This window comes from Ensifer sp. LC384 (assembly GCF_001695865.1).
Classification (GTDB): Bacteria; Pseudomonadota; Alphaproteobacteria; order Rhizobiales; family Rhizobiaceae; genus Ensifer.
Map to the genome: position 1 here is coordinate 1 of NZ_MBST01000050.1, position 17338 is coordinate 17338.

At 59.4% G+C, this 17338-nt stretch carries 13 protein-coding genes, 1 tRNA gene and 1 pseudogene; 14 read left to right on the top strand and 1 reads right to left on the bottom strand.

Annotation, left to right across the window (positions count from 1 at the left end; all coding sequences use genetic code 11):
- From tuf to rpoC, 10 genes and pseudogenes are all read left to right on the top strand, one after another.
- Positions 1-117, top strand: a pseudogene (tuf, locus tag BC363_RS33910) (elongation factor Tu); the annotation flags it as partial.
- A 455-nt stretch (positions 118-572) separates the two neighbouring features.
- Positions 573-648 (top strand) — tRNA-Trp (locus BC363_RS27255).
- 196 nt (positions 649-844) lie between these two features.
- A complete protein-coding gene (gene secE / locus BC363_RS27260; RefSeq protein WP_053247105.1) occupies positions 845-1045 on the top strand; it encodes a preprotein translocase subunit SecE in 201 nt (66 codons plus the stop codon).
- 16 nt (positions 1046-1061) lie between these two features.
- On the top strand, positions 1062-1592 hold the full coding sequence (gene nusG, locus BC363_RS27265) for a transcription termination/antitermination protein NusG (RefSeq protein WP_065786016.1): 531 nt from the start codon (positions 1062-1064) through the stop codon (positions 1590-1592).
- Positions 1593-1800: 208 nt separating this feature from the next.
- A complete protein-coding gene (gene rplK / locus BC363_RS27270; protein WP_025426655.1) occupies positions 1801-2229 on the top strand; it encodes a 50S ribosomal protein L11 in 429 nt (142 codons plus the stop codon).
- 4 nt (positions 2230-2233) lie between these two features.
- Positions 2234-2932 (top strand): 50S ribosomal protein L1, encoded by a 699-nt coding sequence (gene rplA, locus BC363_RS27275; RefSeq protein ID WP_053247108.1) that lies wholly within the window; start codon positions 2234-2236, stop codon positions 2930-2932.
- Between the two features lie 334 nt (positions 2933-3266).
- On the top strand, positions 3267-3785 hold the full coding sequence (rplJ, locus tag BC363_RS27280; protein ID WP_065786017.1) for a 50S ribosomal protein L10: 519 nt from the start codon (positions 3267-3269) through the stop codon (positions 3783-3785).
- 58 nt (positions 3786-3843) lie between these two features.
- Positions 3844-4221, top strand: a complete 378-nt coding sequence (rplL, locus tag BC363_RS27285; protein ID WP_065786018.1) for a 50S ribosomal protein L7/L12 — start codon at positions 3844-3846, stop codon at positions 4219-4221.
- A gap of 266 nt (positions 4222-4487) precedes the next feature.
- Positions 4488-8627 carry a DNA-directed RNA polymerase subunit beta gene (gene rpoB / locus BC363_RS27290; protein WP_065786019.1) on the top strand — a complete coding sequence of 1380 codons (4140 nt, stop codon included), beginning with the start codon at positions 4488-4490 and terminating at the stop codon, positions 8625-8627.
- Positions 8628-8811: 184 nt separating this feature from the next.
- Complete coding sequence (gene rpoC, locus BC363_RS27295) at positions 8812-13017, top strand: DNA-directed RNA polymerase subunit beta' (RefSeq protein ID WP_065786020.1); 4206 nt, start codon at positions 8812-8814, stop codon at positions 13015-13017.
- 222 nt (positions 13018-13239) lie between these two features.
- On the opposite strand, the gene BC363_RS27300 is transcribed toward rpoC, so the two are convergent.
- On the bottom strand, positions 13240-13536 hold the full coding sequence (locus BC363_RS27300; protein WP_065786021.1) for a transcriptional regulator: 297 nt from the start codon (positions 13534-13536) through the stop codon (positions 13240-13242).
- A gap of 561 nt (positions 13537-14097) precedes the next feature.
- On the opposite strand from BC363_RS27300, the gene rpsL reads away from it, so the two are divergent.
- The 4 genes from rpsL to BC363_RS33915 all read left to right on the top strand — a co-directional run.
- Positions 14098-14469, top strand: a complete 372-nt coding sequence (gene rpsL / locus BC363_RS27305) for a 30S ribosomal protein S12 (RefSeq protein ID WP_003507760.1) — start codon at positions 14098-14100, stop codon at positions 14467-14469.
- A 79-nt stretch (positions 14470-14548) separates the two neighbouring features.
- Entirely contained in the window at positions 14549-15019 is a 471-nt protein-coding gene (gene rpsG, locus BC363_RS27310; RefSeq protein ID WP_025426662.1) for a 30S ribosomal protein S7, read from the top strand.
- A 29-nt stretch (positions 15020-15048) separates the two neighbouring features.
- Positions 15049-17148, top strand: a complete 2100-nt coding sequence (fusA, locus tag BC363_RS27315) for an elongation factor G (protein WP_065786022.1) — start codon at positions 15049-15051, stop codon at positions 17146-17148.
- Positions 17149-17219: 71 nt separating this feature from the next.
- Positions 17220-17338: GTP-binding protein (locus BC363_RS33915; RefSeq protein ID WP_139108845.1), on the top strand; the 119-nt coding region annotated here is incomplete at its 3' end.

Below are 17338 nucleotides of genomic sequence, written 5' to 3' on the forward strand. Positions count from 1 at the left end.
GTCACCGTTGCCGTTGAGCTGATCGTTCCGATCGCGATGGAAGAAAAGCTGCGCTTCGCTATCCGCGAAGGCGGCCGTACCGTCGGCGCCGGCATCGTCGCTTCGATCGTCGAGTAATCCACGGATTACTTCGGTTCAAAAGGCCCCGCTGGAAACAGCGGGGTTTTTTCGTTGAGGGTGAGCCTTTTGCCAGGTTCGGGGCAGCAGGGAGGCCTGACCCTTGCGCCGATGCGTGTCCAGTGTGATGCAAGGCATGACGCGGCCCGTCGCGGGGCATGGTGGCGGGCGCCTGCCGCGGGGCAAAGCCAAGCCGGCGGCTCGACGCGTGTGGCCCTTTGCGCACATCTCAGTGCGGTCGCAACACTGCCGAGACTGTGGGAGAGCCCGGCGCGCATCGCGCGCGACGGACGATGCGGCGCAGAGTGAAAAGGCGCGTCGCGCGCCGTCGCACTTTTTGCCACAAGAATTTGAATCTTTTCCGTCAAAGACGCTTGTCATCGCCCGATAAACTGAATAATAAGCCGCTGACTTGATGCACGGACCGGTTCGAGAATGACCGACCGGAGCGATCTAGGGGTATAGCTCAGTTGGTAGAGCGGCGGTCTCCAAAACCGCAGGTCGTCGGTTCAAGCCCGGCTGCCCCTGCCATTGCCTTCGACCTTTGCAAGCGGCTGAAAGCCGAGTAGGGTAGAGGGAGGTCGGATAGGCCGACCATCGAAATTCACAGAAAAGACCGAATGCCTCTTGTGATTTGTGGAATCGGTCTTTATGTAGGGTCCAAACAGACACGCGGTGCGTGGGGCTGATTCATCGGCTTTACGCGCCGTAATGGCGTGAGCATTACATGGCATCCAAAACGAATCCGTTTACGTTTCTGCAGCAGGTTCGCTCAGAGGCGTCGAAAGTAACTTGGCCCTCCAGGCGCGAGACGATGATCTCGACGCTGATGGTTTTTGTCATGGTCTTTTTTGCCGCTGCCTTCTTCTTCGCTGCGGACCAGTTGATGGGTTGGCTGATCGGCCTAGTCCTCAACGCTGGCGTTTGATTGGGTGGAGGGTAGCATGGCTGCACGCTGGTACATTGTTCACGCCTATTCGAATTTCGAAAAGAAGGTGGCTGAATCGATCGAGGAAAAGGCCAAGCAAAAGGGCCTTGGGCACCTGTTCGAAAAGATCCTCGTTCCGACCGAAAAGGTCGTCGAAGTTCGTCGTGGCCGCAAGGTTGATGCTGAGCGCAAGTTCTTTCCGGGTTATGTCCTGGTGCGCGCCAACCTGACGGATGAGGCCTATCACCTCATCAAGAATACGCCGAAGGTTACCGGTTTCCTCGGGACCGACAGCAAGCCGGTTCCGATTCCGGACCATGAGGCCGATCGTATCCTCGGCCAGGTCCAGGACGGCGTCGAGCGTCCGAAGCCGTCCGTCTCCTTTGAGATTGGCGAGCAGGTTCGCGTCTCGGATGGTCCGTTCGCCTCGTTCAACGGCATCGTTCAGGATGTCGACGAGGAGCGGTCGCGCCTAAAGGTCGAGGTTTCGATCTTTGGCCGTGCGACCCCGGTCGAACTGGAATACGGCCAGGTCGAGAAGGTCTGAGAAGATCAAGAAAGATTGGGTGGGTCGTCCAGGCCTGCCCTGGCGGAGAAATCCGCATGCGCGTGGAAGGACGTCGGCCTTAGCCGGGTCGAAGGGTCCGTACCACGCAACCGCAGCCGCCGATCCCTGATCGGCAGAATGCCGGGAAACCGGCGCAACAGTTCCTCCTTTCGATCCGTCGAAATGAGGCAATGAGAGGCAGAGAGAAATGGCTAAGAAAGTTGCAGGCCAGCTCAAGCTGCAGGTGAAGGCAGGGTCGGCCAATCCGTCCCCGCCGATCGGTCCTGCACTCGGTCAGCGTGGCATTAACATCATGGAATTCTGCAAGGCGTTCAATGCCGCCACGCAGGAAATGGAAAAGGGTATGCCGATCCCGGTCGTCATCACCTATTACCAGGACAAGTCGTTCACCTTCGTCATGAAGCAGCCGCCGGTCAGCTACTTCCTGAAGCGTGAATCCAAGATCACGTCCGGTTCGAAGACCCCGGGCAAGGCCAAGGCTGGCTCGATCACCAAGGCTCAGATCCGCACGATCGCAGAGGCCAAGATGAAGGACCTCAACGCGGCCGATATCGAAGGCGCAATGGCAATGGTCGAGGGCTCTGCCCGCTCCATGGGCCTGGAAGTGGCGGGCTAAGACCATGGCGAAGATTGCAAAGCGTGTACAGAAGTCCCGCGAGGGCATCGACCCGACGAAGATCTACGGCCTCACCGAAGCCGTTTCGCTGGTCAAGGAACGTGCAACTGCCAAGTTCGACGAGACTGTTGAAGTCGCGATGAACCTCGGCGTTGACCCGCGCCACGCCGACCAGATGGTTCGCGGCGTCGTCAACCTGCCGAACGGCACGGGCCGCTCGGTTCGCGTTGCCGTGTTCGCACGAGGCGCCAAGGCTGATGAAGCCAAGGCCGCCGGTGCAGACATCGTCGGCGCTGAAGAACTGGTCGAAATCGTTCAGGGCGGCAAGATCGACTTCGATCGCTGCATCGCGACCCCGGACATGATGCCGCTCGTCGGCCGCCTCGGTAAGGTACTCGGCCCGCGCGGCATGATGCCGAACCCGAAAGTCGGAACGGTCACCATGGACGTTGCCGGTGCCGTCAAGGCATCCAAGGGCGGTGCCGTCGAGTTCCGCGTCGAGAAGGCTGGTATCATCCACGCCGGTATCGGCAAGGCTTCGTTCGACGCCAAGGCTCTGGAAGAAAACATCCGCGCCTTCGCTGACGCGGTCGTCAAGGCCAAGCCGGCCGGCGCCAAGGGCAACTACGTCAAGCGCGTAGCGATTTCGTCGACCATGGGCCCGGGCCTGAAGATCGACCCGGCAACGCTCAGCGTCGCCTAACAAATTTCGGGCTTCGGCCCGAGAAAGAATTTCCGGCTCTTCGGGGCCGGAAATCCGGATCTCGATCCGGAACTCCTGTCCGAGATTGCGGGTGGTTTTACCTTAATCACTTCGGCCTGCATGAGACGGGTAAGATCTGAATTTCGCAATGACGCCGGAGGCGTCGAAATTCGGTTCGAGCCTCGCTTGCCTTGTGTCAGACCCGGCTTTCCGGGAACGCCAAGGGACAGGATCCTCAAGCGTTACTTGGGATCTTCTTTTGACGATCCCTGGTGACAAAGGCAAACCCGGCAGGGGCTGCAGTTCATGCAACCCTGTCAACTGGAGACAGACAGTGGAAAGAGCGGAAAAACGCGAATTCGTCACGGAGCTGAACGAAGTCTTCAAGGCTTCCGGTTCGGTTGTCGTGGCCCACTATGCTGGTGTCACAGTTGCGCAGATGAACGACTTCCGTTCGAAGATGCGCGCTGCTGGCGGCACCGTCAAAGTCGCGAAAAACCGCCTGGCCAAGATCGCTCTTCAGGGCACCGAGTCGGAAGGGATGACGAATCTCTTCAAGGGTCAGACGCTGATCGCATTCAGCCAAGACCCGATCACGGCTCCTAAGGTCGTCATGGATTTCGCCAAGACCAACGACAAGCTCGTTGTTCTGGGTGGCGCCATGGGAACAACCACGCTCACCGCCGATGCAGTCAAGTCGCTTGCGACCCTGCCTTCGCTGGACGAGCTGCGCGCAAAGCTGCTGGGCCTTCTCAATGCCCCGGCAACTCGCGTCGCTACGGTTGTTGCAGCACCGGCAAGCCAGCTTGCCCGCGTGTTCGCCGCCTATGCCAAGAAGGACGAAGCCGCCTAAGGCGGATTTTCGCTGTTGTATTTAAAACCAGTTCGAACCGAACAAAAGGAAAAGTAAAATGGCTGATCTCGCAAAGATCGTTGAAGACCTCTCCTCGCTGACCGTCCTGGAAGCTGCTGAGCTTTCCAAGCTGCTCGAAGAGAAGTGGGGCGTTTCTGCAGCTGCTCCGGTAGCTGTTGCTGCTGCTGGCGGCGCCGGCGCTGCTGCTCCGGTCGAAGAAGAAAAGACCGAGTTTGACGTTATCCTCGTTGACGCTGGCGCCAACAAGATCAACGTCATCAAGGAAGTCCGCGCTATCACCGGTCTCGGCCTCAAGGAAGCCAAGGACCTGGTCGAAGGCGCTCCGAAGCCGGTCAAGGAAGCCGTTTCCAAGGCTGAAGCTGCTGACCTCAAGAAGAAGCTCGAAGAAGCTGGCGCCAAGGTTGACGTCAAGTAATTCGGCATTTTGCAAGGGGAGGTGGCCATTCCGGCCGCCTCTCTTTGACCGTTTTTAGAACATATTACCCAAAAGCCTGTCGCAAAACGGCCTTTGGGTAATGGGTTCTTCAAGAGGATGGTCTCGACCGGAATTCAGCACAGCAATCCGCGCTGGGCGTGTTCCGCAAGTTAGACGAGATTGAACTACTCATTGATTGACGGGGTCGACTGGCCATCGGTTCCCGTCCGTTGCAGGCCCGGATGCAAGATTGACAAGGAGCGACGATGGCTCAGACCCTTTCGTTTAACGGTCGCAGGCGCGTACGCAAGTTTTTTGGTAAAATTCCAGAAGTCGCGGAGATGCCGAACCTCATCGAGGTTCAGAAGGCATCCTACGACCAGTTTCTTATGGTTGAAGAGCCCAAGGGCGGACGCCCTGATGAGGGCCTTCAAGCCGTTTTCAAATCGGTTTTCCCGATCAAGGATTTCTCCGGCGCTTCGATGCTCGAGTTCGTATCCTACGAATTCGAACAGCCGAAGTTCGACGTCGAAGAATGCCGTCAGCGCGATCTGACCTACGCGGCGCCTCTCAAGGTGACGCTCCGCCTGATCGTATTCGATATTGACGAGGATACCGGCGCGAAGTCGATCAAGGACATCAAGGAACAGAACGTCTACATGGGCGACATGCCGCTCATGACCGACAACGGTACCTTCATCGTCAACGGCACCGAGCGCGTCATCGTTTCGCAGATGCACCGTTCCCCGGGCGTGTTCTTCGATCACGACAAGGGCAAGAGCCATTCTTCCGGCAAGCTGCTCTTCGCTGCCCGCGTGATTCCGTATCGCGGTTCCTGGCTCGACATCGAGTTCGACGCCAAGGACATCGTCCACGCCCGTATCGACCGCCGCCGCAAGATCCCCGTATCTTCGCTGCTGATGGCACTTGGCATGGACGGCGAGGAAATCCTCGACACCTTCTACACGAAGTCGCTTTACCAGCGCGACGGCGAAGGCTGGCGCGTGCCGTTCCAGCCGGACGCACTGAAGGGCCAGAAGGTCATCACCGACATGATCGACGCCGACACCGGCGAAGTGGTTGTCGAAGGTGGGAAGAAGCTGACGCCGCGCCTGCTGCGCCAGTTGCAGGAAAAGGGCCTGAAGGCCCTCAAGGCGACCGACGACGACCTGTATGGCAACTACCTTGCCGAAGACATCGTCAACTTCGCGACCGGTGAAATCTACCTTGAAGCAGGCGACGAGATCGACGAGAAGACGCTTCCCGTCATTCTGTCGGCCGGCTTCGACGAAATCCCGGTTCTCGACATCGACCATATCAATGTCGGCGCCTACATCCGCAACACGTTGACCGTGGACAAGAACGAGAACCGTCAGGACGCTCTGTTCGATATCTACCGCGTGATGCGTCCGGGCGAACCGCCGACCATGGATTCCGCGGAAGCCATGTTCAACACGCTGTTCTTCGATGCCGAGCGTTACGACCTCTCGGCCGTCGGCCGCGTGAAGATGAACATGCGCCTCGACCTTGAAGTGGCGGATACCGTCCGTATCCTGCGCAAGGAAGACATCCTGGCTGTCGTCAAGATGCTGGTCGAGCTGCGTGACGGCAAGGGCGAAATCGACGACATCGACAACCTCGGCAACCGCCGTGTTCGTTCGGTCGGCGAGTTGATGGAAAACCAGTACCGCCTCGGTCTCTTGCGCATGGAGCGCGCGATCAAGGAACGCATGTCGTCGATCGAAATCGACACCGTCATGCCGCAGGACCTGATCAACGCAAAGCCGGCTGCCGCAGCCGTCCGCGAATTCTTCGGCTCCTCGCAGCTGTCGCAGTTCATGGACCAGGTGAACCCGCTTTCGGAAATCACCCACAAGCGTCGTCTTTCGGCACTTGGCCCGGGTGGTCTGACCCGCGAGCGCGCAGGCTTCGAAGTCCGCGACGTTCATCCGACGCACTACGGCCGTATCTGCCCGATTGAAACGCCGGAAGGCCCGAACATCGGTCTGATCAACTCGCTTGCAACCTTTGCCCGCGTCAACAAGTACGGCTTCATCGAAAGCCCGTACCGCAAGATCGTTGACGGCAAGGTGACGAACGACGTCGTCTATCTCTCGGCGATGGAAGAAGCGAAGTACCACGTCGCCCAGGCAAACTCGGTTCTCGAGAGCGATGGTTCGTTCTCGGAAGAATTCGTCGTTTGCCGCCATGCCGGCGAAGTTATGCTGGCACCGCGCGACAACATCAACCTGATGGACGTTTCGCCGAAGCAGCTCGTTTCGGTCGCCGCGGCGCTCATCCCGTTCCTTGAGAACGATGACGCCAACCGCGCACTGATGGGCTCGAACATGCAGCGTCAGGCCGTGCCTTTGCTGCGCGCCGAAGCTCCGTTCGTCGGTACCGGCATGGAACCGGTCGTTGCCCGCGACTCCGGCGCTGCTATCGCAGCCCGCCGTGGCGGTGTCGTCGACCAGGTCGATGCGACCCGTATCGTTATCCGCGCCACCGAAGACCTCGATCCGTCGAAGTCGGGCGTCGATATCTACCGCCTGCAGAAGTTCCAGCGTTCGAACCAGAACACCTGCGTCAACCAGCGTCCGCTGGTCACCGTCGGTGACATCCTGAACAAGGGCGACATCATCGCTGACGGTCCATCGACCGATCTCGGCGATCTGGCGCTCGGCCGCAACGCGCTCGTCGCGTTCATGCCGTGGAACGGCTACAACTACGAAGACTCGATCCTGCTGTCCGAACGCATCGTGCGCGACGACGTGTTCACCTCCATTCACATCGAAGAGTTCGAAGTGATGGCGCGTGATACCAAGCTGGGCCCGGAAGAAATTACCCGCGACATTCCGAACGTTTCGGAAGAAGCGCTGCGTAATCTCGACGAAGCCGGCATCGTCTACATCGGTGCTGAAGTTCAGCCGGGCGATATCCTGGTCGGCAAGATCACGCCGAAGGGCGAAAGCCCGATGACGCCGGAAGAAAAGCTTCTGCGCGCCATCTTCGGTGAAAAGGCTTCCGACGTCCGCGACACGTCCATGCGCATGCCTCCGGGCACGTTCGGCACCGTCGTCGAAGTTCGCGTCTTCAATCGCCACGGCGTTGAGAAGGACGAGCGCGCGATGGCGATCGAGCGTGAGGAAATCGAACGCCTGGCCAAGGACCGCGACGACGAACAGGCGATCCTCGATCGCAACGTCTACGCACGTCTCGTCGACATGCTGCGCGGCCACACCGCGGTTGCAGGTCCGAAGGGCTTCAAGAAGGGCACTGAGCTGTCCAACCTCGTCGTCAGCGAATATCCCCGCTCGCAGTGGTGGATGTTTGCCATCGAAGACGAAAAGGCTCAGGGCGAGATCGAAGCGCTTCGCGCCCAGTACGACGAATCCAAGTCGCGCCTTGAGCAGCGCTTCATGGACAAGGTCGAAAAGGTCCAGCGCGGCGATGAAATGCCGCCGGGCGTCATGAAGATGGTCAAGGTCTTCGTCGCGGTTAAGCGCAAGATCCAGCCGGGCGACAAGATGGCCGGCCGTCACGGCAACAAGGGTGTGGTGTCGCGCATCGTGCCGATCGAAGACATGCCGTTCCTGGAAGATGGTACGCACGTCGACGTCGTTCTGAACCCGCTCGGCGTGCCTTCGCGCATGAACGTCGGCCAAATCCTCGAAACCCATCTTGGCTGGGCTTGCGCCGGCATGGGCAAGAAGATCGGTGCGATGCTTGATGCCTACAAGGCAGGTGCCGATATCCAGCCGCTGCGCGACACCATCGACAGCGTCATCGGGTCGGGTCCGAAGGGTGAGCCGATCAAGCAGTACGACGACGCGTCGATCGTACGGCTTGCCGAGCAGACCCGTCGCGGCGTTTCGATCGCAACGCCGGTCTTCGACGGTGCTGTCGAAGCCGACGTTAACGAGATGCTGGAGCAGGCGGGCTTGAAGGTAACCGGTCAGTCGACGCTTTATGATGGCCGTACCGGCGATCAGTTCGACCGCCAGGTGACCGTCGGCTACATCTACATGCTGAAGCTGAACCACCTTGTCGACGACAAGATCCACGCCCGTTCGATCGGTCCTTACTCGCTCGTTACCCAGCAGCCGCTGGGCGGCAAGGCGCAGTTCGGCGGTCAGCGCTTCGGGGAAATGGAAGTCTGGGCTCTCGAAGCCTACGGCGCCGCCTACACCCTGCAGGAAATGCTGACGGTGAAGTCGGACGACGTGGCAGGTCGTACGAAGGTCTACGAAGCGATCGTCCGTGGCGACGACACCTTCGAAGCGGGCATTCCGGAGAGCTTCAACGTTCTCGTCAAGGAAATGCGCTCGCTGGGCCTGTCGGTTGAACTCGAGAACACCAAGGTCGACGAACTCGGTGCAGCACAGCTGCCTGACGCAGCCGAATAAGAAACATCAAGGTGCGTGCCGCATCGCGGCGCGCACCGCTTCCTCCGCAAGGCTTCATTGGCAAGCGAGAGGAACGGGGCCGCATCAGATGCGGTTTTAGCTGTTTATGGGGCAGGGGCCGGCGCCCGGGATTTGTCGGCACCCTCGCCAAGCTCAGGGCGTTAAGCCCGTAAAGGAGACAGGCATGAACCAAGAGGTCATGAATCTTTTCAATCCGCAGGTGCCTGCACAGACTTTCGATTCCATCCGGATTTCGATCGCCTCGCCGGAGAAGATTCTTTCCTGGTCTTACGGTGAGATCAAGAAGCCGGAGACGATCAACTACCGCACGTTCAAGCCGGAACGCGATGGTCTTTTCTGCGCCCGTATCTTCGGTCCGATCAAGGATTACGAATGCCTGTGCGGCAAGTACAAGCGTATGAAGTACAAGGGCATCATCTGCGAAAAGTGCGGCGTCGAAGTGACGCTGTCGCGCGTTCGCCGTGAGCGCATGGGCCACATCGAGCTCGCTGCTCCCGTTGCCCACATCTGGTTCCTGAAGTCGCTGCCATCACGCATTTCGACGCTGCTCGACATGACGCTGAAGGATGTCGAACGCGTTCTGTACTTCGAAAATTACATCGTCACCGAGCCTGGTCTGACATCGCTGAAGGAAAACCAGCTTCTCAGCGAAGAAGACTACATGCTCGCCGTCGATGAGTTCGGCGAAGATCAGTTCACCGCGATGATCGGTGCTGAAGCGATCTATGAAATGCTCGCTTCGATGAACCTCGAAAAGATCGCCGGCGATCTGCGTTCGGAACTGGCCGAGACCACCTCGGATCTGAAGCAGAAGAAGCTGATGAAGCGGCTGAAGATCGTCGAGAACTTCATGGAATCCGGCAACCGTCCGGAATGGATGATCATGAAGGTCGTTCCGGTGATCCCGCCGGACCTGCGCCCGCTCGTGCCGCTCGACGGTGGCCGTTTCGCGACGTCGGATCTGAACGATCTCTATCGTCGTGTGATCAACCGCAACAACCGTCTGAAGCGTCTGATCGAGCTGCGTGCTCCGGGCATCATCATCCGCAACGAAAAGCGCATGCTGCAGGAATCCGTGGACGCGCTGTTCGACAACGGCCGCCGCGGTCGCGTCATCACCGGCGCCAACAAGCGTCCGCTGAAGTCGCTGTCCGACATGCTCAAGGGCAAGCAGGGCCGCTTCCGTCAGAACCTGCTCGGCAAGCGCGTCGACTATTCCGGCCGCTCGGTTATCGTGACCGGTCCGGAACTGAAGCTGCACCAGTGCGGCCTTCCGAAGAAGATGGCGCTCGAGCTGTTCAAGCCGTTCATCTACGCCCGTCTCGACGCCAAGGGTTATTCCTCGACCGTCAAGCAGGCCAAGAAGCTCGTCGAAAAGGAAAAGCCTGAAGTCTGGGATATCCTCGACGAGGTCATCCGCGAACATCCGGTTCTGTTGAACCGCGCACCGACGCTGCACCGGCTGGGCATCCAGGCCTTCGAACCGACCCTGGTCGAAGGCAAGGCGATCCAGCTGCACCCGCTCGTCTGCACGGCCTTCAACGCCGACTTCGACGGTGACCAGATGGCCGTTCACGTGCCGCTGTCGCTCGAAGCGCAGCTCGAAGCACGCGTGCTGATGATGTCGACGAACAACATTCTGCACCCGGCTAACGGCGCGCCGATCATCGTTCCGTCGCAGGACATGGTTCTGGGTCTCTACTATCTGTCGATCCTGAACCAGAACGAGCCGGGCGAAGGCATGGCGTTCTCGGACATGGGCGAGCTGCATCACGCGCTCGAAACCAAGGCCGTGACGCTGCACGCCAAGATCCGTGGCCGCTTCAAGACCGTCGACGCCGAGGGCAACCCGGTTTCGAAGATCTACGAAACCACGCCTGGCCGCATGATCATCGGCGAATTGCTGCCGCGCAACGTCAACGTGCCGTTCGAGACCTGCAACCAGGAAATGACCAAGAAGAACATCTCCAAGATGATCGACACGGTCTACCGTCACTGCGGTCAGAAAGACACGGTCATCTTCTGCGACCGCATCATGCAGCTCGGCTTTGCCCATGCGTGCCGCGCCGGCATTTCGTTCGGCAAGGACGACATGGTCATTCCGGACACCAAGGTGAAGATCGTCGGCGATACTGAAGCGCTCGTGAAGGAATACGAGCAGCAGTACAATGACGGCCTCATCACCCAGGGCGAAAAGTACAACAAGGTTGTCGACGCCTGGGGTAAGGCGACCGAAAAGGTCGCCGACGAAATGATGGCCCGCATTAAGGCTGTGGAGTTCGACGACAACGGCCGTCAGAAGCCGATGAACTCGATCTACATGATGTCGCACTCCGGCGCCCGTGGTTCTCCGAACCAGATGCGTCAGCTGGGCGGCATGCGCGGCCTGATGGCCAAGCCGTCGGGTGAAATCATCGAGACGCCGATCATCTCGAACTTCAAGGAAGGCCTCACCGTTAACGAGTACTTCAACTCGACCCACGGTGCCCGTAAGGGTCTGGCCGACACCGCCTTGAAGACCGCGAACTCCGGTTACCTGACCCGTCGTCTCGTCGACGTGGCGCAGGACTGCATCGTCAACTCCGTCGATTGCGGCACCGAGAACGGCCTCACCATGACGGCGATCGTCGATGCCGGTCAGGTTGTGGCTTCGCTTGGCGCTCGTATTCTTGGCCGTACGGCTCTGGACGACATCGATCACCCGGTCACGGGCGCTCGCATCGTCGACGCCGGCCGGATGATCCTTGAACCCGACGTCATCGAGATCGAGAAGGCTGGCATCCAGTCGATCCGTATCCGTTCGGCGCTGACCTGCGAAATCCAGACGGGCGTTTGCGGCGTCTGCTACGGCCGCGACCTGGCACGTGGTACGCCGGTCAACATGGGTGAAGCGGTTGGCGTTATCGCCGCACAGTCGATCGGTGAACCGGGCACCCAGCTCACCATGCGTACCTTCCACCTGGGCGGTACGGCGACCGTGGTCGACCAGTCGTTCCTGGAAGCGTCCTACGAAGGCACGGTGCAGATCAAGAACCGCAACATGCTGCGCAACTCTGACGGCGTTCTCGTCGCCATGGGCCGCAACATGGCCGTCCAGATCCTGGACGAGCGTGGTGTGGAGCGCTCCTCGCAGCGTGTCGCCTACGGTTCGAAGATCTTTGTCGACGACGGTGACAAGGTGAAGCGCGGTCAGCGTCTCGCCGAGTGGGATCCCTACACCCGTCCGATGATGACGGAAGTGGAAGGTACCGTTCACTTCGAAGACGTCGTCGACGGCATCTCGGTGCTCGAAGCGACCGACGAGTCCACCGGCATCACCAAGCGTCAGGTTATCGATTGGCGTTCGACGCCGCGCGGTACGGACCTGAAGCCGGCGATCGTCATCAAGGACAAGAACGGCGCGGTCATGAAGCTGTCGCGTGGTGGTGACGCCCGCTTCATGCTTTCGGTTGACGCCATTCTTTCGGTCGAACCGGGTACGAAGGTGTCGCAGGGTGACGTGCTTGCACGTTCGCCGCTGGAAAGCGCCAAGACCAAGGACATCACCGGTGGTCTGCCGCGCGTTGCCGAACTGTTCGAAGCACGTCGTCCGAAGGATCACGCCATCATCGCTGAGATCGATGGTACGATACGCTTCGGTCGCGACTACAAGAACAAGCGTCGCGTTCTGATCGAGCCTGCTGAAGACGGTGTCGAGCCGGTCGAATACCTGATCCCGAAGGGCAAGCCCTTCCATCTTCAGGATGGCGACTACATCGAAAAGGGCGACTACATCCTCGACGGCAACCCGGCGCCGCACGACATCCTGGCGATCAAGGGCGTGGAAGCACTCGCTTCCTACCTGGTCAACGAAATCCAGGAAGTCTACCGACTGCAGGGCGTTGTGATCAACGACAAGCACATCGAAGTCATCGTTCGTCAGATGCTGCAGAAGGTGGAAATCACCGATGCCGGCGACTCGACCTACATCGTCGGTGACAACGTCGATCGCATTGAGCTCGAAGACGTCAACGACGGCCTGATCGAACAGGGCAAGAAGCCGGCTTACGGCGATCCGGTCCTGCTCGGCATCACCAAGGCCTCGCTGCAGACACCGTCGTTCATCTCGGCGGCGTCGTTCCAGGAAACCACCAAGGTCCTGACCGAAGCGGCGATCGCCGGCAAGGTCGACGGCCTGCAGGGTCTGAAGGAAAACGTCATCGTCGGCCGTCTGATCCCGGCTGGTACCGGCGGAACGATGACGCAGATCCGCCGCATCGCGACGGCGCGCGACGAGATGATTCTCGAAGAGCGCCGCAAGGGTACGGGCGCAGATGTTGCAACCCCGATGCTCGCCGATCTCGCGAAGGAAAACGCAGCGGCCGAATAATAGGAGGAGGGCGGTTCCCGCCCTCGTTTCCTCAAATCAAAAAAGCCGCCCGGAGCGATCCGGGCGGCTTTTTCATTGTGGCAGGCTGGAAGGATCCGGCGCTACAGCGCCGCGCGTCAAGTGTGACGCGCAAAGGACGCTGGAACGCTTTAAGCTTGCCGCATAATTTCCTGCTTAAATCGATTCTGATTTAAGGAATTATGCAATAGGGCGCCGACGGCCTCAGCTGAAACGAATGATCGCAACTTCGCCCTCAAGGGCGCCCTGGTAGGCCGAGGCATGCGGCTCGTCGTTCGGCACGTCGGTCAGTGTGCCGATCTGATCGAGATCGGCCTCGAGGAAGCCTTCCTCGGCGAGCGCATTCAGCGCCTCGCGCACGGCCGTGTCGTCGTCGGGAGCGCGCAACATCACGTGAATGTCGACGCCTTCGTCGTCTCCGTCGGTCTCGTAGGCCTTGCCGATGATGATGAAGACCATCGGCTCGTCCGGTGCATTGTCGTTGTCAGGCGTGACGCTCATTGAATATCCTTTCGAGTGCGTGGCTGACTTTAGCGCCCTTTTCAGTGCAGTGCGAAAGAAATAGCGGTGAGGCCACAGGCTTTGGTGGCGGGTAGAATCGTTACGGTGGAAAACCGTCACAAACTGGTTGCCGATTCCTTAACCCTGTTGGAAGCTGCTTGTGTTCAGGTGCAATCCCGGTCGCCTTGACCCCCCGCCACGCGCGCCAAAGCCTTGTTTTCCGGGCATGACAGGCCCTCTGGCCGGAGAATATTTGTTAATTGCCCTTGACTGTCGGCCTTGAAATCAGTACACCCCGCCGCATCGGAGCCCATGTGAGGCTGGCTGGTTCGGAACGTCGCGTTCTGGAGTTCGCCTCAAACAAGGTTCGAAACGCACGCTGACTACAAAAAATGCTGCACGCATGACGCGCGAAATTGTGTGTCCTCTGCTTTTTGTAGGGCCATCCGCGATAAGGCGGATCGGTCCTCGTTTGCGCATTTTACAGGTGTTCGTATCGCCGGAGACGGCAACGATCCGCCCGCAAGGGTAACGAGACAAGATTTTGCAAGGGATGGTTACATGCCTACCGTAAACCAGCTGATCCGTAAGCCGCGTCAGGCACAGGTAAAGCGCAACAAGGTTCCTGCTCTGCAGGAAAACCCGCAGAAGCGCGGCGTTTGCACCCGCGTCTACACGACGACCCCGAAGAAGCCGAACTCGGCTCTGCGTAAGGTTGCCAAGATTCGCTTGACCAACGGCTTCGAAGTCATCGGCTATATCCCGGGTGAAGGTCACAACCTTCAGGAACACTCGGTTGTCATGATCCGCGGCGGCCGCGTAAAGGACCTTCCGGGTGTCCGTTACCACATCATCCGCGGCGTTCTCGATACGCAGGGTGTCAAGAACCGCAAGCAGCGCCGCTCCAAGTATGGTGCGAAGCGTCCGAAGTAATTTCGGGTTTCACGAATTCGGCGCTGCGCGAGGTTCTCCGCGTGTTAAGGCGCCAGTCAACAGTTGAGAGACAAAACGTATGTCACGTCGTCACAGTGCAGAAAAGCGCGAGATCAACCCGGACCCGAAGTTCGGCGATCTGGTTGTCACCAAGTTCATGAACGCAATCATGCTTCATGGTAAGAAGTCGGTTGCTGAAAGCATCGTTTACGGTGCCTTCGATGCCGTTCAGGGCAAGCTGAAGCAGGAGCCGATCGCCGTGTTCCATTCGGCCCTCGACAACATCGCTCCGCACGTCGAAGTCCGTTCGCGTCGCGTTGGTGGTGCAACCTACCAGGTTCCCGTCGACGTCCGTCCGGAACGCCGTCAGGCGCTCGCCATCCGCTGGCTGATTGCCGCTGCCCGCAAGCGCAACGAAACGACCATGGTTGATCGCCTCTGCGGCGAACTCATGGACGCTGCGAACAACCGTGGCAGCGCCGTCAAGAAGCGCGAAGACACGCACAAGATGGCCGACGCCAACCGTGCATTCTCGCACTACCGCTGGTAATCGACGACCAATTTCGAAAGGGAGTCCCTATGGCTCGCGAATACAAAATCGAAGACTACCGCAACTTCGGTATCATGGCGCACATCGACGCCGGCAAGACGACGACGACCGAACGCATTCTCTACTACACCGGCAAGTCCCATAAGATCGGCGAAGTCCACGACGGCGCCGCTACCATGGACTGGATGGAGCAGGAGCAGGAACGCGGCATCACGATCACGTCTGCTGCGACGACCACCTTCTGGAAGGGCCGTGACGGCAAGACCCGCCGCTTCAACATCATCGACACCCCCGGCCACGTTGACTTCACCATCGAAGTCGAACGTTCGCTGCGCGTGCTCGACGGCGCCATCGCGCTGCTCGACGCCAACGCCGGTGTTGAGCCGCAGACGGAAACCGTCTGGCGTCAGGCTGAGAAGTACCATGTTCCGCGCATGATCTTCTGCAACAAGATGGACAAGACCGGCGCTGACTTCTACCGCTCTGTCTCGATGATCAAGTCGCGCCTCGGTGCGATCCCGGTTGTCATGCAGCTGCCGATCGGCGCTGAGACCGAGTTCAAGGGCGTCATCGACCTGATCGAGATGAACGCTCTCATCTGGCGCGACGAATCGCTCGGCGCCCAGTGGGACGTCGTCGAAATTCCTGATGACATGAAGGCAGAAGCGCAGAAGTACCGCGAACTTCTGATCGAGACGGTTGTCGAGATCGACGAAGCTGCGACCGAAGCGTACCTCGAAGGCAACCTGCCGGACAACGACCAGATCCGCGCGCTCGTTCGCCGTGGCACCATCGACGTGAAGTTCCACCCGATGTTCTGCGGTACCGCGTTCAAGAACAAGGGCGTTCAGCCGCTTCTCGACGCGGTTGTCGACTACCTGCCGTCGCCGCTGGACATCCCGGCGATCAAGGGCATCGACGTCAAGACCGAATCCGAGACCGAGCGCCACGCTGACGACAGCGAGCCGCTTTCGATGCTCGCCTTCAAGATCATGAACGACCCCTTCGTCGGTTCGCTCACCTTCGCCCGCATCTACTCCGGCAAGCTCGAAAAGGGCACGTCGGTCATGAACACGGTCAAGGAAAAGCGCGAGCGCGTCGGCCGTATGCTCCAGATGCATTCCAACAGCCGTGAAGACATTGAAGAAGCCTTTGCGGGCGACATCGTTGCTCTGGCTGGCCTCAAGGAAACCACCACTGGCGATACGCTCTGCGACCCGCTGAAGCCGGTTATCCTCGAGCGCATGGAATTCCCGGAGCCGGTTATCCAGATCGCGATCGAGCCGAAGACCAAGGGCGACCAGGAAAAGATGGGCCTCGCGCTCAACCGCCTGGCTGCAGAAGATCCGTCGTTCCGCGTCAAGACCGACGAAGAGTCGGGCCAGACGATCATCGCAGGCATGGGTGAACTTCACCTCGACATCCTGGTCGACCGCATGCGTCGCGAATTCAAGGTCGAAGCAACCGTCGGCGCGCCGCAGGTTGCCTACCGCGAAACCATCACGCGTCAGCACGAAGAAGACTACACGCACAAGAAGCAGTCCGGTGGTACCGGTCAGTTCGCGCGCGTCAAGATCGTCTTCGAACCGAACCCGGATGGCGAAGACTTCAAGTTCGAGTCCAAGATCGTTGGTGGTGCTGTTCCGAAGGAATACATCCCGGGCGTTCAGAAGGGCATCGAAAGCGTTCTGTCTTCGGGTCCGCTCGCAGGCTTCCCGATGCTGGGTGTCAAGGCGACGCTCATCGACGGTGCCTTCCACGACGTTGACTCGTCGGTTCTGGCGTTCGAAATCGCTTCGCGTGCTTGCTTCCGTGAAGCAGCCAAGAAGGCCGGCGCTCAGCTCCTCGAGCCGATGATGAAGGTCGAAGTGGTAACACCGGAAGATTACGTCGGTGACGTTATCGGCGACCTCAACTCGCGTCGTGGCCAGATCCAGGGCCAGGAATCGCGCGGTGTTGCCGTCGTCATCAACGCGAACGTCCCGCTGGCGAACATGTTCAAGTACGTGGACAACCTGCGCTCGATGTCTCAGGGCCGCGCCCAGTACACGATGACCTTCGATCACTACTCGCCGGTCCCGTCGAACGTCGCACAGGAAATCCAGGCAAAGTATTCCGGTCAGAAGTGACCGGAATACCCTTTCGCTGAAACAGTTAGATAAGATTTCCCCGATAGGGGACAGGAAACGGAGAGCCGAAAATGGCAAAGAGCAAATTTGAGCGCAACAAGCCGCACGTTAACATTGGCACGATTGGCCACGTTGACCATGGCAAGACGTCGCTGACGGCAGCGATCACGAAGTACTTCGGCGAGTTCAA

Coding starts and splice junctions, on each gene's coding strand:
- secE (WP_053247105.1), top strand. CDS start 845: ATGGCATCCAAAACGAATCCGTTTACGTTTCTGCAGCAGGTTCGCTCA.
- nusG (WP_065786016.1), top strand. CDS start 1,062: ATGGCTGCACGCTGGTACATTGTTCACGCCTATTCGAATTTCGAAAAG.
- rplK (WP_025426655.1), top strand. CDS start 1,801: ATGGCTAAGAAAGTTGCAGGCCAGCTCAAGCTGCAGGTGAAGGCAGGG.
- rplA (WP_053247108.1), top strand. CDS start 2,234: ATGGCGAAGATTGCAAAGCGTGTACAGAAGTCCCGCGAGGGCATCGAC.
- rplL (WP_065786018.1), top strand. CDS start 3,844: ATGGCTGATCTCGCAAAGATCGTTGAAGACCTCTCCTCGCTGACCGTC.
- rpoB (WP_065786019.1), top strand. CDS start 4,488: ATGGCTCAGACCCTTTCGTTTAACGGTCGCAGGCGCGTACGCAAGTTT.
- rpoC (WP_065786020.1), top strand. CDS start 8,812: ATGAACCAAGAGGTCATGAATCTTTTCAATCCGCAGGTGCCTGCACAG.
- BC363_RS27300 (WP_065786021.1), bottom strand. CDS start 13,536: ATGAGCGTCACGCCTGACAACGACAATGCACCGGACGAGCCGATGGTC.
- rpsL (WP_003507760.1), top strand. CDS start 14,098: ATGCCTACCGTAAACCAGCTGATCCGTAAGCCGCGTCAGGCACAGGTA.
- rpsG (WP_025426662.1), top strand. CDS start 14,549: ATGTCACGTCGTCACAGTGCAGAAAAGCGCGAGATCAACCCGGACCCG.
- fusA (WP_065786022.1), top strand. CDS start 15,049: ATGGCTCGCGAATACAAAATCGAAGACTACCGCAACTTCGGTATCATG.